Annotated in this window: 17 protein-coding genes; 8 read left to right on the forward strand and 9 right to left on the reverse strand. The window is 53.4% G+C overall.

The genetic code is table 11. The features are described 5' to 3' along the window. Positions 1-46 precede the first annotated feature (46 nt). Genes EHW58_RS13605 through EHW58_RS13615 form a run of 3 tightly spaced genes read left to right on the forward strand, consistent with a single transcriptional unit; the run spans position 47 to position 2,070 of the window. A complete protein-coding gene (locus EHW58_RS13605) occupies positions 47-886 on the forward strand; it encodes a DUF692 family multinuclear iron-containing protein (RefSeq protein ID WP_152797019.1) in 840 nt (279 codons plus the stop codon). Then, complete coding sequence (locus EHW58_RS13610) at positions 883-1,623, forward strand: DNA-binding domain-containing protein (protein WP_152797020.1); 741 nt, start codon at positions 883-885, stop codon at positions 1,621-1,623. The genes EHW58_RS13605 and EHW58_RS13610 overlap by 4 nt, the downstream gene beginning before the upstream one ends. A 3-nt stretch (positions 1,624-1,626) precedes the next feature. Beyond that, positions 1,627-2,070 (forward strand): DoxX family protein, encoded by a 444-nt coding sequence (locus EHW58_RS13615; RefSeq protein ID WP_152797022.1) that lies wholly within the window; start codon positions 1,627-1,629, stop codon positions 2,068-2,070. Here the strand turns inward: EHW58_RS13615 and EHW58_RS13620 are convergent. Genes EHW58_RS13620 through EHW58_RS13645 form a run of 6 tightly spaced genes read right to left on the reverse strand, consistent with a single transcriptional unit; the run spans position 2,067 to position 6,681 of the window. Beyond that, entirely contained in the window at positions 2,067-2,795 is a 729-nt protein-coding gene (locus EHW58_RS13620) for an HAD-IA family hydrolase (protein WP_152797023.1), read from the reverse strand. The two genes, EHW58_RS13615 and EHW58_RS13620, sit on opposite strands and share 4 nt — an antisense overlap. Position 2,796: 1 nt before the next feature. Beyond that, positions 2,797-3,768, reverse strand: a complete 972-nt coding sequence (gene xerC / locus EHW58_RS13625; protein WP_370517165.1) for a tyrosine recombinase XerC — start codon at positions 3,766-3,768, stop codon at positions 2,797-2,799. Further along, a complete protein-coding gene (locus EHW58_RS13630) occupies positions 3,765-4,457 on the reverse strand; it encodes a DUF484 family protein (RefSeq protein ID WP_152797025.1) in 693 nt (230 codons plus the stop codon). The genes xerC and EHW58_RS13630 overlap by 4 nt, the downstream gene beginning before the upstream one ends. Next, positions 4,454-5,284, reverse strand: coding sequence for a diaminopimelate epimerase (gene dapF, locus EHW58_RS13635; protein ID WP_077579518.1), 831 nt, complete (start codon positions 5,282-5,284; stop codon positions 4,454-4,456). The genes EHW58_RS13630 and dapF overlap by 4 nt, the downstream gene beginning before the upstream one ends. An 8-nt stretch (positions 5,285-5,292) precedes the next feature. Then, complete coding sequence (gene lysA / locus EHW58_RS13640) at positions 5,293-6,546, reverse strand: diaminopimelate decarboxylase (protein ID WP_152797027.1); 1,254 nt, start codon at positions 6,544-6,546, stop codon at positions 5,293-5,295. Between the two features lie 24 nt (positions 6,547-6,570). After that, a complete protein-coding gene (locus EHW58_RS13645; RefSeq protein ID WP_046074471.1) occupies positions 6,571-6,681 on the reverse strand; it encodes a lipoprotein in 111 nt (36 codons plus the stop codon). Positions 6,682-6,758: 77 nt separating this feature from the next. Between EHW58_RS13645 and cyaY the strand changes: the two genes are divergently transcribed. Further along, a complete protein-coding gene (gene cyaY, locus EHW58_RS13650; protein WP_046074472.1) occupies positions 6,759-7,070 on the forward strand; it encodes an iron donor protein CyaY in 312 nt (103 codons plus the stop codon). Between the two features lie 42 nt (positions 7,071-7,112). Here cyaY and EHW58_RS13655 read toward each other — a convergent pair whose 3' ends face one another. Next, positions 7,113-9,698 carry a class I adenylate cyclase gene (locus EHW58_RS13655; RefSeq protein ID WP_077579519.1) on the reverse strand — a complete coding sequence of 862 codons (2,586 nt, stop codon included), beginning with the start codon at positions 9,696-9,698 and terminating at the stop codon, positions 7,113-7,115. A gap of 389 nt (positions 9,699-10,087) precedes the next feature. Here EHW58_RS13655 and hemC point away from each other — a divergent pair, with 389 nt between their 5' ends. The 4 genes from hemC to EHW58_RS13675 are packed head-to-tail and all read left to right on the forward strand — an operon-like array spanning position 10,088 to position 14,100. Further along, positions 10,088-11,023, forward strand: a complete 936-nt coding sequence (hemC, locus tag EHW58_RS13660; protein ID WP_046074500.1) for a hydroxymethylbilane synthase — start codon at positions 10,088-10,090, stop codon at positions 11,021-11,023. After that, entirely contained in the window at positions 11,020-11,784 is a 765-nt protein-coding gene (locus EHW58_RS13665) for a uroporphyrinogen-III synthase (RefSeq protein ID WP_077607186.1), read from the forward strand. Before hemC ends, EHW58_RS13665 begins: the two co-directional genes overlap by 4 nt. Then, positions 11,777-12,907, forward strand: coding sequence for a uroporphyrinogen-III C-methyltransferase (locus EHW58_RS13670; protein WP_152797029.1), 1,131 nt, complete (start codon positions 11,777-11,779; stop codon positions 12,905-12,907). The genes EHW58_RS13665 and EHW58_RS13670 overlap by 8 nt, the downstream gene beginning before the upstream one ends. Then, complete coding sequence (locus EHW58_RS13675; RefSeq protein ID WP_077668091.1) at positions 12,904-14,100, forward strand: heme biosynthesis HemY N-terminal domain-containing protein; 1,197 nt, start codon at positions 12,904-12,906, stop codon at positions 14,098-14,100. The genes EHW58_RS13670 and EHW58_RS13675 overlap by 4 nt, the downstream gene beginning before the upstream one ends. Before the next feature lie 93 nt (positions 14,101-14,193). On the opposite strand, the gene EHW58_RS13680 is transcribed toward EHW58_RS13675, so the two are convergent. Continuing rightward, positions 14,194-14,988, reverse strand: coding sequence for an SPOR domain-containing protein (locus EHW58_RS13680; RefSeq protein WP_077579521.1), 795 nt, complete (start codon positions 14,986-14,988; stop codon positions 14,194-14,196). Positions 14,989-15,111: 123 nt separating this feature from the next. Further along, positions 15,112-16,050, reverse strand: a complete 939-nt coding sequence (locus EHW58_RS13685) for an ABC transporter permease (RefSeq protein ID WP_152797032.1) — start codon at positions 16,048-16,050, stop codon at positions 15,112-15,114. Position 16,051 lies beyond the last annotated feature (1 nt).

Consider the following 16,051-nt stretch of genomic DNA (forward strand, 5'->3'; position numbering starts at 1 on the left):
GCCCGGGCTAACCCCGGGCTTTGTCATTTGACCACAAGGAGCAACCATGGATGAGGCAACCGTTTTGACCGGCGTGGGGCTCAGACAACCACATCTCGCCTACTTCGACCAATATCGCCCAAAGCTTGGCTGGTTAGAAATTCACAGTGAAAACTATTTCCGTCCCCACCGTCCTGCCTTCTCAACCCTGATGCGGTTACGTGAGGATTACGCCATCAGCTGTCATGGCGTGGGGCTGTCGCTGGGGAGCGACGAGCCGCTTGATCGGGCACATTTAGACAAATTGTGTACACTGGTCAAACACGTCGAGCCACTGTTTGTGTCTGACCATTTAAGTTGGAGCCGGATAGACGGGCAGCACTTTCACGATTTACTCCCCCTCCCTTACACCGAGCAGGCATTGCGGGTGTTTTGCACCAATGTGCAACAGGTTCAAGACGCGCTGCAGCGTCCTCTGCTGATTGAGAACCCATCGAGCTATTTAAGCTTTGCTCAGGGTGACTACCACGAATGGGACTTTCTCGCCGAAGTACACGCTCGCACGGGCTGCGATTTACTGCTCGATTTAAATAACGTTCATGTCAGCGCGTTTAACCATGATTTCAGCGCCAGCACCTACCTTGACGCGATTCCCGCCCATGCGGTGAAAGAAATTCACCTTGCTGGGTTTACCGTCAAACACACCCCCGCAGGAGAAATTTGGATAGACACCCATAACCAGCCGGTTAGCGAGGCAGTATGGACGCTCTATCAACAGTGGATTGACCGCCACGGCCCTCGCCACACCCTCATTGAGTGGGATACTGACTTGCCCGCACCCGAGCGATTGTTAGCAGAAGCGGCCAAAGCCCACCACCGACTAGCTCGACATAAGGAGGCGGTATGACGCTGGCAACCCTGCAGCAGGCCTTTGCTGCCACATTGCGAGATGACCCTCAGCCGCTGCCGATAAAAGACGGTCGCCTTGCCGCTGACAAACGATTGCAGATTTATCGTAACCATTATGTGGTCACCCTGACCGACACGCTAAAATGCGTGTATCCCAAGACCTGTGCACTACTGGGTGAGGCGTGTTTTGACGCGGTAGCGCGTCATCATGCGATGGTGCATCCCCCACAAACCGGGGTGATGGAAGACTATGGCGCACAGTTCGATGCGACCTTGCGCGCCCTACCCAATATTATCGAGGCCGTGCCGTGTTGCGCCGAGCTTGCCCGTTTTGAGTGGGCGCAAGTGGTGCTCACTCTCACCCCTCCCTCTCCGACGTTTGAAGGCAGCGCGCTCGCGTCGCTAAGCCCTGAGCAACAAGCGCAGGTTTGTTTACCGCTCAACCATCAAGCTCGTTTATTTGAAAGCGACTACGCAGTCAGTGACGTGTGGCAAGCGATCGCTACCGAGCAGTTCGAAGGCTTGGTGGTCGAGAAGCCGCAAGCTTTATTACTGGTTGCTAACCAAGACAAGGTGCATTGGTACGCGCTCAGTGCCCATCATGTCAGTGTGCTCAACGCCTGCCCCCATACACCATTAGGCGCGCTGTCAGAGACGCAACTTGCGTGTGTGTCTGAGCTCGCGGCCATGAATGCATTTACCACCCCAACGACTGCCTGCAATGCTAAGGAGTAAGCCATGTGGCTAACCACAATCAATCACACCTTCACTCGCGCGCTTACCCCACTGCAGCCGTTACTTCTGCTAATGGGTCGCGTCTACGTGGCGTGGATTTTTTTTCAATCTGGGCTGATCAAATACCAAAACTGGGACAGCACGCTATACCTGTTCGAGTATGAGTATCAGGTGCCGTTGCTGCCGTGGCAGCTGGCCGCGTATTTAGGGACCGCGGCGGAGCTGATTTTGCCAGTATTTGTTGCTTTGGGCCTGCTCGCACGCCCCATGACCTTGGCGTTATTTGTGTTCAACATTGTCGCGGTCGCTTCCTACCCACTGCTATGGGAGCGTGGCTATGATGACCACATTATGTGGGGCGTGATCTTATTGGTGGTCAGTGTGTGGGGGCCGGGTTGGCTTAACCTCGATAACTGGCTAGCCCGAAAACAAAGCGGCACCGGTTAGCGGTGCCACTGCTGAATAAGGGTATCGAGCTCAGATAAATCGTCGATCGCCACATCCGGCAAGGTGCGCCCTTTATGCATCATGGGGGACTGGCGCTCTGGGCGGATCCAACAGGCTTGCATGCCCGCTTGGCGCGCCCCAGACACATCCGAGCTTAAGTGATCGCCCACATGTAAAATACGCGCCGGGGCGATGCCCAAGGCCTGCGCGGCTTTATCAAACATCTCTGGGCTCGGCTTGGCTGCCCCGTGTTCACCGGCACGGAAAATATGCTGGAAAAACGGCGTCAGGCCAATCGCATCGGTGTCGACGTTACCGTTGGTGATGGCCACCAATGGCAGTTTCTCGGACCAGGCTTTTAAGTAAGCCAAACTGTGCGCCGGCGGAGTAAAGTCACTGCGATATCCGCAAAAGAAGGTGGTCGCCGCTTGGGCTTGTGCGCGCGCCTTCTCCGCGGTTAAACCAACATGCTCACCGGCAAGCGTCAGCTGGGCAACCCGCATCGCGGTAACATCAAAGCGTTGGGCAGGGTTCTCATCACGGGCTTGGCGGCGAAATCCCGCAAGGGTGGCTTTATCAAGCGCGGCGAGCGGCGGGCAGTGCTCACTCAAATAGTCGTTTAGCGCCGCCTCCGCACGTGCGATCACCGGCCAGTTATCGTACAAGGTATCATCCAAGTCAAAACTCACCGCATCAAACGCGTTTAAGCGACGATAAAATTTCATATCACGACTCCGAGTTGTTTTTTTTACCTGCACGAGGTTTGCTAGCCTCTGTGCTGCGGGCACGGGGATGCGCCGCGTCATACACTTTCGCCAAGTGTTGAAAGTCCAAGTGGGTATAAATTTGTGTGGTACTTAAATCGGCATGGCCGAGCAGCTCTTGCACTGCGCGCAAATCCCCGGACGACTCCAGCATGTGAGTGGCAAAACTATGACGCAGTTTGTGAGGATTAATGTGGCTATTCACCGCCTGCTTTTGTCCCCACTCCGCCATACGTTTTTGCACGCTACGGTGCGAAATTCGCTGGCCAAGTTTAGAGATAAATAGCGCCTCTTCTGGCCCTTTGAGGAGCTGGTTACGCACTTTCAGCCAGTTCATTACCCAGGTTTTGGCCATGCCGGAAAAAGGCACGATGCGCTCTTTTTCCCCTTTACCGGTGACACGCAAATCCCCTTTACGTACCGAGACATCACGCACGTTTAAATCAACCAGCTCGGCTAAACGCAATCCTGCGCCATACATCAGCTCCATCATCGCCCGATCACGCACCGACAGCGGGTCGTCTTGATCCACCTCGAGCAGTTGATTCATTTCATCCACATCAAGGTTTTTCGGCAACTGACGCCCTTGCTTAGGCGCGGCGACCCCTTTGGCCGGATTAGCCGCGAGCTTCTCGGTGAGAACGAGGTAGTCGAAAAAGCTGCGCAGTGCGGACAGCCGCAACGCAATACTGCCCGGTTTAAGGCCATCGCGTTTGGCTTGGCTCGATATTTGTCGCACCCAATCCGCATCCACGTCTTGCCAATGGGCGATACCCCGCGCGGTCAGAAAGTCGACAATCTTATCTAACTGGCGCTGATAATTGCGTTGCGTATGGGCACTAAGGCCCCGTTCGCTGAGCTGATATTGATAAAAACGGTCAAGAGGGACCGTCAGTGAACGGGGAGCAGCTTGGTCAGGCGTTACCGCTGTCACTGACGCTCACCCTTTTTCGCCCATTGGCTGCATAATATGGCCAAGTGCGAGGCCAGCTGTTCGATAAAAAGGGTGTCCATGTCTGGCTGAAAGTGCCCGCCATCTGCGCTCGCAAAGCTCAACAGTCCCCACTCTTTGCCTTCCCCTTTAACCGGTACCAGCGCAAAAGAGCCTAGCTCCGGTGGCGTTGCCATCACCGCTTCCGCATCCACACGGCGCAAGCGCCCAAGATAGCAACGACGACCAGCAAAATGATGGCTTTTTAATTGATCCACCGCCTGACGCGGCATGGTCTGCAGCCCGTCGATAGGCGCATACACCCGTAAGCTAACGGTCAGTTGCAGTTGCTCGCTAAGTGCCGTTAACGCCGCTTGCACCGCCTGTGGCGTGTTGGCACGCAACAGTGCCTGATGCGCTTCAGCAAAAGCACGAAACAGCGCGTCGTTTTTCGCCCCTAGGCTCATCAGTTGGGTAATGTCTTCTTCCAACTCCGCCACCCGCTCACGCAGGCGCTTAAGTTGAATTTCCACCAGCGATACCGCGCCTTGCTCACCGTGTGGCACGGTCAGCTGCGTCAGCAAATCGCGATGGCGAATAAAAAAATCTGGATTGTCTTTTAAATACGCCGCCACCGCCTCGTCGCTCAGCGGCATGGTTTCCAGTGTCGAGGCTTCTACCCCATCATTCATAATTGCAATTGTCCATCAAATACATGTGTCGCTGGGCCTGTCATTGATAAGGGATGGCCCGGCCCGCGCCAGCGAATGCGTAGATCTCCACCGGGTAAACTCACCGTTACTTGCTCATCAAGCACGCCTTGTATAATCCCGACCGCAACCGCGGCACACGCGCCACTGCCACAGGCTTGGGTTTCGCCGGCACCGCGTTCGTACACTCTAAGCTTAATCGCATTGCGGGAAAGGATCTGCATAAAGCCGGCATTGACCCGCTCAGGGAAGCGTTCGTGACTTTCAAGTAGCGGTCCCAAGGTGTCCACGTCGGCGTGGTCGACATCCTCAACCACGGTCACCACATGCGGGTTGCCCATGCTCACGGCGCCGACAAACAAGGTCTGTTCCGCCACCCGCATCAAGTAGGTTTTTTCTTGTGAGTTGGCACGAAACGGAATTTTCCCCGGCGTGAATTCCGGCTCGCCCATGTTCACACGCACCTGATTGTCGTTTTCAATGTGCAGCAGCATTTTACCGGCTTGGGTGCTCACGCTGATCTGATGCTTATTGGTCAGGCCTTTCATTCGCACGAAACGCGCAAAGCAGCGCGCACCATTGCCACATTGCGAGACTTCCGATGCGTCAGGGTTAAAAATGCGGTAGTGGAAGTCTGTTTCGGGATCGTAGGGCGGCTCAACCACTAAAAGCTGATCAAATCCCACCCCACGATGACGATCGGCCAGACGCCGAATCAGATCCGGCGAAAAGAACGCGTTTTGCGTGACACAGTCAACCACCATGAAGTCGTTGCCCAGTCCGTGCATTTTTGCAAACTGTACCTGCATGCCAATCCTTATTCTGGTAGGCGCTGTTCAAGCTGCCATAACGACGCCAAGTTCTCGCGCTCGCGCACAAGGTGTGCCTGGTCGCCATCGACCATCACTTCGGCAGGACGGCAGCGTGAGTTATAGTTTGACGCCATCACAAAGCCATACGCGCCGGCTGAGCGCACCGCCAGCAAATCGCCTGCTTCTAACACCAGCGAGCGATTTTTACCTAAGTAGTCACCCGTTTCACACACCGGGCCAACCAAATCATAGGTTTGCGGTTCACCGTCGCGCGGCACCACAGGGATGATCTCTTGATAGGCTTGATACAGGGACGGACGAATTAAGTCGTTCATCCCCGCATCGATAATGGCAAAGTTTTTGTGCTCACTGTGCTTGAGGAATTCGACCTTGGTCAGCAACACCCCTGCATTGGCAGCAATCGCACGGCCCGGCTCAAAAATCAGCTCAAGATGACGATGATTGTCCAAACGCGCCAACAGCGCTTTGGCATATTCCGATGGCTGCGGCGGTTTCTCGTCGCTGTAGGTCACGCCTAAGCCGCCACCCACATCGAGATGGCGAATAGAAATGCCTTCATCGCCCAAGGTATCAATCAGCGCCAGCAAACGGTCAGTGGATTCAATAAAAGGCGCTAGCTCGGTTAACTGCGAGCCGATATGGCAATCAATACCTTCGACCTTAAGGTGTGGCAAGCTGGCCGCATAACGGAAGCTCGTCAGCGCTTGATCAAAGGCAATGCCAAACTTATTGTCTTTCAACCCGGTAGAAATATAAGGGTGAGTATTGGCATCCACATCGGGGTTAATACGCAGCGATATCGGCGCTTGCACACCCAACTCGCCCGCCACTTGGTTTAAGCGATCGAGTTCAGAGTGTGATTCCACGTTGAAGCACTTGATGCCTACTTCCAGCGCACGACGCATCTCTGCGGCCGTTTTGCCCACGCCAGAAAACACCACTTTCGCGGGATCACCACCGGCGACGAGCACGCGCTCAAGCTCACCTTGAGAGACAATATCAAACCCTGAGCCCAAGCGTGCCAGCACATTTAATACGCCAGTATTGGCGTTCGCTTTAACGGCATAACACACCAAATGCGGGTGGTCGTCCACGGCGCGGTCAAACGCGTGCCAATGGCGCTCAAAGGTGGCACGCGAGTATACGTACAAGGGCGTGCCGTGGTCGTGGGCCAGTTGGGTCAAGGGCAGTGATTCAGCCCACAGCTGGCCGTCGTCCTGATAATTGAAATAGTCCAAGGTGCTCTTCCCTGTCGTCGTTGGTTATTGATTTTGCGTCGGTTGTTGGTCCGGATAATACAGGGGCCCTTGTTGGCCACAGCCGGTCAGTGTCATGATGCCAGTGAACATCAGTAAAATGACGAGTTTTCGCATAGTGAATGCCAGTGATTATCGAGTCAATGCCCTCTATAATCGCATCACAACCATGAAAAGCAATAGGATGTAACGGGATGAACACAACGGAATATCATCAGTTGGTCGATTTACAAATGCAGGCCATTGAAGAAGGTATCGATGACTCAGGCGCCGACATCGATTATGAGAGCGTTGGCAACGTGATGACGCTGGAGTTCGATGATGGCAGCCAGATCATCATTAATCGCCAAGAGCCCATGCAAGAAATTTGGGTGGCGTCAAAAAGTGGTGGGTTCCACTTCGCCCTCAAAGACGGCGAGTGGACCTGCAGCAAAACCGGCTTGATCCTGATGGATTTAGTTCAGCAAGAGTGCAGTAAGCACGCTGGCGAACCTATTTCTTGGTGATACATGGTCACGCATAAGCGCCCGCGGCTCGGGCGCTTATGCTCACTTAAATGATGCGACTTGCCCGGTAAACCCGCCTTGAGAAGGCGGACGTGGTGGCTGCCACTGACCATCACATTTAAAGGGCAAGGCTTGGGTGTCGCCCCCGTCATCGGTGACAATCTGATAAAACTGCGGCAAATTAAAGTTAATGAAATTCGCGCTGTAGCTGTAACGGTCGTGGGACGAGGTATAAAAACGGTTTACGCCCTGTACCATTTCGGTTTTATCCCCGCTGCACTGGCGATACACTTCCACCCGATTGTTCTCGTCGAGAATATAGAGGTTGTAACCATTGGTACAATCTTCAAAGAAAAACTGTACTAAGCCCTCGCTGGCATACGCATCCACGACTTCCGGCGGATGCACATCCTGCGGATTATCCACCACCATCACTGGCGTGCCGTTTACCTTGTTGGTGGAAATACAGCGATAAAAGTCGACCGAGTTTTCCAACCGCTGGACTGACACACCACGACGCTCAAAGAACAAACCATGAGTTTGCTTGCCGATGCGTAAGGCTTTAAAACGACGACGCTTCTCTTTTTCAACCGGCTTTAAACGTAATTCAATGCACTCAGCCACCAGTTGGTAAACCAAGTTTCGGATTAAACCGCGCATTTTGCTCGAATAACAGAACACATCGACTGACTCAGGCGGCACCGCATCCTGGTGCATTTTACCCAACATGGTTTTTAGCGCTTCCAAAATGGCATCGTCGCCACGGTAATTGAGCGTGCGCACTTCGTTCCATGAGTTGCGGTAAACGAGGTCAACACTCCCCACCAAGCAGGTTTGTTCAGGGCCATAGCTAAAAATATCGCTATTTTTAAAATCAAAGCGCATCGACGGCTTTTTGTAGGCTGATGTCGGATCATGCTCCAGGTTGACAAACAAGGCGAGCTGACGGATTTCGCATGGGCTCGACAACGCATCCAGCGTCGGACGTGGAGGGTTGAGCGAGAAGGTATTACGAATATCACTGACCAGCTGATACAAGGTATCAATATCAACATCGGCGTCGCGTACCACGGTATCCAGGCGTGTAGACTCTGTTAGCAGCCCATTGAAAAATGCCCAAGCGACCAGCTTGGAGAGGTAGCTGTTGTGCTCAAGTGGGGCGCGACCGATGATATCGACCGGATCAAGCGAGTGCTTATACAAATACCATCCCGGCGCATTAGTCCGCCCCTCCGGTACTTGAATAAAGGTGAGATCCGGTTCGTGTAAGTCTGGCGAAATTTGCGGGTTGAGCAAGGTGACTTTACCCGGCAACTCTTCAAATGCCGCGTAGAGCTTGCGGGCGAGAATGCTGATATCTTGCGGGCTAATCGCGGATGTAATGTCGTTACGGCGCGCAAAGCGGATCAGGTTCCGATAACTTTGCATCAAAGCATCAAGCAATTCATTGTGGGCGTGCTGTACTTCCTCGACTTTCCAATGGCGACGATTATCGAGATACGCCAATGCCTGTTCATCCCAGCCCCACTCACGCGCCAATAAGCGCAGCACTTCGCGGCGCCAAGCGACCGAACCAGTCGCTGGGGACTGGGTCAATTTCTCATGGGTTTTAAGGTAAAAACAACGACGAACCAAATCTAAACGGCGCGTGTCACCAATCGACTCCAAGTAACGGGTGACTTTTTCCAGCATCAGATAATAAGCATCAGATTGATACACATCGACCCAGCCTGCATAGAAGCGGCGTTTGCCATCCACACTCAAAAGCTGGGTGCCGGGATACTGCCACGAGTACGCCTCGAGCAAAATCGCTTTGAGCACCGACTTATACGGCGAATCAATGCTTTTATACAGCTGCCACAAACTCGAGCCAAAATATTCTTCGGCCGGGATGGTCGGCAGGCCGCCAAAATCGACCCAATCACGACGGTCAAGGCCATGTTCAGCTACCAGTGTGTCGACGTACTCTTCATAACAGCCTTCCATCTCTGGTGGTACCATGTACCACAACAGCTTTTGCCCGGCGAGTCGCATAGAGGAGCGATAAAACTCGTCCAGCAAAAGGAAATGCTGGCTGGTGCCACAGTTATCGCTGGTCATCGCTTGGGAGAGATGATGACGAAAGCGCCCCTCACAAACCACAAAAAAATTGGCTTCTATCCCTTGGCTTAACGCCCATTCCGAGATCGCCATGCATTTGGCATCAAGCTTATCGCGCTGAGCGGCCGTTACAGAGGCATCGATACACACCCAAATATCGAGATCACTGGTGAGGCTTTGCCCCATCGAGCCGGTACTGCCCATGGTATACATCCCTTTGATCGGATGGCGCTCACGGCCTTCCACGCAGGCGGTTAAAGAAGAGAAGCGGGTGTTTGAGTGGATCAGGCAATCAGAGACAAACTCTCGTTGTGTCTCATCGAGCGCGTAATCAGCAATACCGAAAGGCACGCTGTCGCCACAAAACCCGGGTAATGCGGGGTGATTTAGATGTAAAAGCACTGGCAGCACATCAAAGATAGCTTGCGCCTGACGGCTCATCGCGGACCGCGCGCGATCCATTCTCACGCGGTTAAACGCTTCTATGCGCTCAGTTTGCTGTTCTACGTATGTTTGCAAGGCAATCATCCAGATTCGTTGACATCCCGGTCAACAGGTCGACGTTACTGTCTTCACCGTATCCGCCCAATTGCAGATAACAAAACGTGATCAATGTAACACTCTCGACAACTCGGGTAAAGCCAATAACCCCGATGCCTGTGTGGTGGTATCAACATCGCACTATAGGTGCTTTTTGAGACCAATATCAACTTTTTTGCTCTACTACCTTAGTCGTAAGTCAGCCATATTGCCGCCTTCAGATCTCATTATTTGCGCAAATAATACGCTACCGATCACATTTTTTCACCTATATGACCATAACGCCGTCATAAATCGCCAAACCGCATGGCAGAGATTACGAGTCGTCCAGCGCCAATGTTACGATGGGTGTTATGAACCAAGAAGGAAAACAAACCATGTACTCAACGCCTGTACGCATTGCCACGCGCAAAAGCCCTTTGGCTCTCTGGCAAGCTGAATTTGTTAAAGACGCATTAGAGCGCTCTCACCCGGGGCTAACGGTTGAACTGGTGCCGATGGTCACGAAAGGTGACGTGATTCTGGACACGCCTTTGGCGAAAATCGGTGGTAAAGGCTTGTTTATTAAAGAGCTTGAACAAGCCATGCTCGACGGCCGCGCAGACATTGCGGTGCACTCAATGAAAGATGTCCCGGTTGAATTCCCTGAAGGATTAGGGCTGGTCACGATTTGTGAACGCGGCGACCCACGTGATGCGTTTGTCTCCAATCACTACGACAGCATTGACGACTTACCTGAAGGCGCGGTGGTAGGTACCTCTAGCCTGCGCCGCGAATGTCAATTGCGCGAGCGTCGTCCTGATCTGGTCATTAACACATTACGGGGCAACGTGGGGACACGCCTCGGTAAACTCGATGACGGCCAGTACGATGCGATTGTCCTCGCTGCCGCTGGCTTAAAACGATTAGGTTTGAATGAACGCATTCGCAGCGAAATCCCACCAGAAGTCATTCTACCCGCCGTCGGCCAAGGCGCCGTAGGGATTGAGTGCCGCCTTGATGATGAACGCATTCGCACCTTGCTCGCGCCCTTGTCTGATGCCAGCACCACGCAGCGCGTCTTATGTGAGCGCGCAATGAACAACCGCCTAGAGGGCGGCTGCCAGGTTCCGATTGGTAGCTATTCAGACATTCAAGGCGATAAAATCTGGCTACGTGCGTTGGTCGGCGAACCTGACGGCTCCACCATTTTACGTGGCGAAGTCACGGGCCCGCTTGAAAAAGGCGAACAGCTCGGCACCGATTTAGCAGAGCAGCTTCTCGCTCAAGGCGCGCGTCAAATCTTGGATAAGCTTTATCAAGACGACGCATGACCACGGTTGTTGTTCGCCCCGAGCCAGACTGCAGTCAGTTAGTCGCCCTACTCGCCCAGCAAGGGCTAGCGGCGATCCCCTGTCCATTGGTCAGTTTTACGCCGGGGCGAGGCTTACCGTCTCTGGCCAGTCTGCTCGTCTCACTGCCTTCCGGTAGCATCTTGGTCGCAGTGAGCCCGCGCGCCGTGGCATTTGCTCATCAAGCCTTGCAACACCAAAACGGGGGATGGCCTGTTGACTGTCACTACGTCGCGGTTGGGCAACGCACTGCCAACGAGTGGCAGGCCGTCTCAGGGCAGCCTATCTTGACCCCCACCCGTGAAGACAGCGAAGGCATGCTTACACTTGCTCCTTTTAGTGCCGTGACAGGGACGCAAGTGGTGATTCTGCGCGGGGAGAGTGGACGCGATATGATGGGGCAAACGTTACAAGCACAAGGCGCACAAGTTCACTATTGCGAGACCTATCGGCGACAATGGGCGATTGAGCCTTTAGTATCGCAAGTAGTAAGCTGGCCGCATGACGCTATCGACACAGTCGTTATCACCAGTGGCCAACAATTAGCCTACTTTGATCAACTTATCACACTGAGCGGACAGCACTGGCTGCGCCAATGCCGTATACTGGTGCCCAGTAAAAGGATTCAAGATCAAGCCACTGCGCTTGGTTTTGACACGATTACGACCGTTGACAGCGTGGCCAATGATGCACTGGTTAACACGCTGCTCAGGTTAAGTAAAACGGGACTTTCGGATGACTGACAACAAAAATACCGACACCAAACAAAGCAAGGCCACCACGCCATCTTCACCCAAGACCCACGCGACAGATGCGCCGGCGCCTGAAAAAGCCAGCCAAACCTCATCGGGGGGACGTGGCGGCATATTACTCGGCGCTATCGCCATCGCATTAGCCCTCGGCTCCAGTGGCTGGGTATTTTATCATGGCCACCAGCAAGCCACCGTGTTGCAAAACACCGTATCCGCGCAACAATCTCATATCTCTCGCCTTGAACAAGATCTTAACCAACAAAAGCAAGCGGCAGAACAAGCGCGAGAGCAACTGAAAGCCACCACTCAAACACGTTTGAACCAGCAGGACAGCAGTTTATCTAGCTTGCAAAAAGCCGTCGCTGAAGTGAAAGGCCGACGTCCCAATGACTGGTTACTGGCAGAAGCCGACTATCTGATCCGAATGGCTGGGCGTAAAATTTGGCTAGAACAAGATGCACAAAGCGCCACTGCCCTGATGGAAGCGGCCGATCACCGCATTGCTCAGCTCAACGACCCGTCCTTGATGCCGATTCGCCAGGCGATGGCTGACGATATCACCGCGTTAAAGGCGGTGAAACGGGTTGATAGAGATGGGATTGTACTGCGCTTGACCAGCATGCAACAGCGGGTCGAAAATCTTCCGCTTGCCAGCGCGGTCATTCCCGACGCCGAGGCGGTGGACACGCCTATTGTCTCTGAGTCAGTGAATGACTGGAAAAGTAATCTCACCACTTCAGTCAAAGACTTTGTCGATAACTTTGTCACCTACCGCAAACGTGACGGCAACGTGGTGCCCTTGTTATCACCCACCCAAAGTTACTACCTGCAAGAAAATTTAAAAAACAAACTCGATCAAGCGATGCGCGCCGTGTATGAAGGCAATGATACCCTGTATCACGAAGCGCTAGAGATGGGAAAAGACTGGACACTGCGCTTTTATAATCAAGACGCCAATGCCACTCGCCGCTTTGTCGAGCAGCTTGACGAGCTGAACCAACAAACCATTGGCGTCGACCTGCCGCAAAAACTGAAAAGCCAGTCGCTAGTCAGTGATGAAATCAATACCCGACTGCGTCGAGACATTGCACCGCTGACAGGAGACCAATCATGATTAGATTGCTTTTGCTCGTCCTTGTGCTGGCGGCAGGGCTGGTGGTTGGCCCTCAATTAGCCGGACAGCAAGGTTATGTTTTGATCTCCGCGGCAGAACAAACACTGGAAATGAGTGTTACCACCTTGTTGGTACTGATTGGCATGTTAATCGCGGTATTATGGGCACTGGAGTGGCTACTGAGAAAGCTTTTATCCATCAGCAGCACCGCAACAGGCTGGTTATCCGGCCGTAAGCAACGTAAAGCGCGCCAGCAAACCCAAACTGGCTTAATTAAGTTACGCGAAGGGGAGTGGAAAAAAGCCGAAAAACTCCTCGCCAAAGCTCGGCCTCACAGCGATGCGCCTATGCATAACTTATTGGCTGCCGCGGAGGCGGCACAACAGCGACAAAACCTGCAGGCGCGTGACCAATACCTGCAGCAAGCCGCTGATCTTAACGCCAATAGCTTGGCTCTCGCCCTGACTCGTGCGCAGCTCCATAGCCAAAGTGGTCAGCACGAAGAAGCCTTGGCCTCGTTGCGTGCGATTAAACGTCAGCATCCTCGCAACCCGGTGATGCTGGCGCTGCTAAAAGACACCTATATTCATCTAGAAGATTGGTCAGCGCTTCTTAACCTTCTGCCCACCTTGAAAAAGGCTCAACTGCTTGATCATGAGCAATTTGATGCCCTACACGAGCGAGCTGAGCTAGGTGTAATGGCCCATGTCGCCAGTCAACAAGGCACCGAGGGACTGCTGGCGCATTGGAACCAACTCCCTAAAGCCAAACGCAACCAGCCTTCACTCTTAGCGGGGTTAGTCAAACATCTGGCGGCGCGCAATGCCGACTCAGAAGCCTACATTCTGCTACGCGAGGCCTTGAAAAAGCGCACCGATGATCGCTTGATTGCCCTGATCCCGACGCTAAACTTGCCAGATAACTACCCCGCGGTGGTGATGCTGGAAGAGTTGCTCACGCAAGATAGCCGCAACCCTGTACTTCACAGCGCCCTTGGGCAACTGCTTATGCAGTCGGGAAAATGGCAAGATGCGCGCAGCCACTTTGAGAAAGCCCTGGAGTATCGTGCCGACGTCACCGACTATGCGTATTTGGCTGATGTGTTGGATAAGCTTGATCAGGGAAAAGCCGCGAGTGATGTCTCACGTACAGCGTTAAAGTTAGCACTGCCTGAACAACCTCCCGCGGCATAGTATTTCCGCCAGCCGAAAAGGCAGTCAGTCAATTACCTTCGAATGAGAAAAAACGCCCCGCACTGCGGGGCGTCTTATTATTGTGGATAGCGACTACCGCTTTTTACACAGGACATTGAGCGCCGCATCGGCGTTACGTGTCACCACTTTGCCACTTCGAGCATCTACGCCCTTGGCGCCTTGTACCCAGTACGGTAAGCGCATGGGGAGCTGATCTGTCGCCTGCGCCACTTGCACCAATTCCTGCTGGGAGGCCAACACCATCCCTTCACGTTGACAGCGAGGTGCCGCCTGCGCATAAGGGACACGCAACCAACTCATGGATTTTTCGGTGTATTGCTTATCGCCAGCTTCTGGCTCTGGTAAGCCAAAATGGCTCAAGGTAATCGCCGTTTCCATCGGCGCCGACTTTTCAGCTCCCGAGGTCGATTGGGTTTGAGACAGCGGTGGTAAGCGGATCACGGCCGGTTGCGACAATGGCTGACGGGTTTGTCTTAACACCGCCTGCTTGGTTGGTCCAAATTGACGAACCCGCTTTAGCACCAACTGAGCCACGTCTAGGTTAGGATACGGACCAATCAAGCAACGTCCTCGCCCCTCACGCACCTGCACTTGAAACGGCAAGTCCGGTAAGCCTTGACGCAGAGACTGATAGAATTGGCGTGATGGCACGCCTTGCGTGGCGCCGCATTGCACCCAAAACGCCGTGCTCTGCGGATCCGGAGATTGATTGCCCCACAACCCTTGTCCGATATCACATGTCTCGCCAATGATTGGCCAGCCTTGTTGGCGGTCGATAATGGCGCAAGGGTTCTGTTCTGCGCGCACTGGCGCACTAATTGCCCACACTGCTACCACACTGACAGCCAAACCTCGCCACCGCCCCATGAGTCGCTCCCTTGATAACCTAATCTGCTCAGCTTAAGCAAAGTCACACATTGACTCAAGCAAGGGATCACCAAGCTGTCAGACAGCCATCAAAAAAAATGGCTGCGAACGCAGCCATTTTCCTTACCCTTTGTAGATTTTGGGATTGAAAACATCTCGTAGCCAATCGCCGAGCAAATTGATCACTAGCACCAGTAAGACCAGCACAATACCTGGGAAGGCGGTTATCCACCACGCGCCGGAGAAAATATAATTAAAACCGATACTGATCAATGAGCCCAGTGATGGCTGATCGACAGGCATCCCCAGCCCCAAGAAAGACAGTGCCGCCTCAGACATAATCGCATTGGCAACCTGCACGGTTGAAATCACCAAGATGGGCGACAAGCAGTTGGGAAGAATATGACGGAACATGATCCGTGGCGAGCGGAAACCCATCACTCGCGCTGCTTCCACATATTCTTTTTTCTTTTCTGCCAGGACAGAGGCACGAATGGTCCGCGCATACTGTGGCCACTCGGCAATCCCGATAATCACCACCAGCATTAAAATCGCGTATTGGCTATAAAACTCACTGCCAAAGCTGGCTTTAAAAATCGCTGAGACAATAATAGCGACCATCATGGTCGAGAAAGACAGCTGGATATCGGCGATACGCATAAAAAAGCTATCAATGCGGCCACCAAAATAGCCGGCACTCAGACCAATCACCGTCCCCAGAATCAACTGCAGGCCGACGGCACACAAACCTATGGTCAAAGAGATCCGTAAACCATAAATAATGGTCGACAAAATATCTCGCCCTTGGTTATCCGTGCCGAGCAAAAAGCGCGGATCGCTCCACTCCATCCAGACAGGGGGGAGCTCAGAGTCCATAATATCAATCGCCATTAAATCATAGGGATTGGTTGGGGACACTAAGGGCGCAAAGATCGCGAGCAATAAGAACACCATGAAAATGGTGAAGCTAGCGATCGCCACCTTGTCACGCTTAAAGTGGTAGAAGAAGTCAGAGTCCAAGAAGCGCTGCCAACGACTTGGTGTTGTATTCGCTTGTGTCATC

Source organism: Salinivibrio sp. VYel1, assembly GCF_009377945.1.
Lineage (GTDB): Bacteria > Pseudomonadota > Gammaproteobacteria > Enterobacterales > Vibrionaceae > Salinivibrio > Salinivibrio siamensis.

Coding starts and splice junctions, on each gene's coding strand:
- EHW58_RS13605 (WP_152797019.1), top strand. CDS start 47: ATGGATGAGGCAACCGTTTTGACCGGCGTGGGGCTCAGACAACCACAT.
- EHW58_RS13610 (WP_152797020.1), top strand. CDS start 883: ATGACGCTGGCAACCCTGCAGCAGGCCTTTGCTGCCACATTGCGAGAT.
- EHW58_RS13615 (WP_152797022.1), top strand. CDS start 1,627: ATGTGGCTAACCACAATCAATCACACCTTCACTCGCGCGCTTACCCCA.
- EHW58_RS13620 (WP_152797023.1), bottom strand. CDS start 2,795: ATGAAATTTTATCGTCGCTTAAACGCGTTTGATGCGGTGAGTTTTGAC.
- EHW58_RS13630 (WP_152797025.1), bottom strand. CDS start 4,457: ATGAATGATGGGGTAGAAGCCTCGACACTGGAAACCATGCCGCTGAGC.
- dapF (WP_077579518.1), bottom strand. CDS start 5,284: ATGCAGGTACAGTTTGCAAAAATGCACGGACTGGGCAACGACTTCATG.
- EHW58_RS13645 (WP_046074471.1), bottom strand. CDS start 6,681: ATGCGAAAACTCGTCATTTTACTGATGTTCACTGGCATCATGACACTG.
- cyaY (WP_046074472.1), top strand. CDS start 6,759: ATGAACACAACGGAATATCATCAGTTGGTCGATTTACAAATGCAGGCC.
- EHW58_RS13655 (WP_077579519.1), bottom strand. CDS start 9,698: ATGATTGCCTTGCAAACATACGTAGAACAGCAAACTGAGCGCATAGAA.
- hemC (WP_046074500.1), top strand. CDS start 10,088: ATGTACTCAACGCCTGTACGCATTGCCACGCGCAAAAGCCCTTTGGCT.
- EHW58_RS13665 (WP_077607186.1), top strand. CDS start 11,020: ATGACCACGGTTGTTGTTCGCCCCGAGCCAGACTGCAGTCAGTTAGTC.
- EHW58_RS13670 (WP_152797029.1), top strand. CDS start 11,777: ATGACTGACAACAAAAATACCGACACCAAACAAAGCAAGGCCACCACG.
- EHW58_RS13675 (WP_077668091.1), top strand. CDS start 12,904: ATGATTAGATTGCTTTTGCTCGTCCTTGTGCTGGCGGCAGGGCTGGTG.
- EHW58_RS13680 (WP_077579521.1), bottom strand. CDS start 14,988: ATGGGGCGGTGGCGAGGTTTGGCTGTCAGTGTGGTAGCAGTGTGGGCA.
- EHW58_RS13685 (WP_152797032.1), bottom strand. CDS start 16,050: ATGACACAAGCGAATACAACACCAAGTCGTTGGCAGCGCTTCTTGGAC.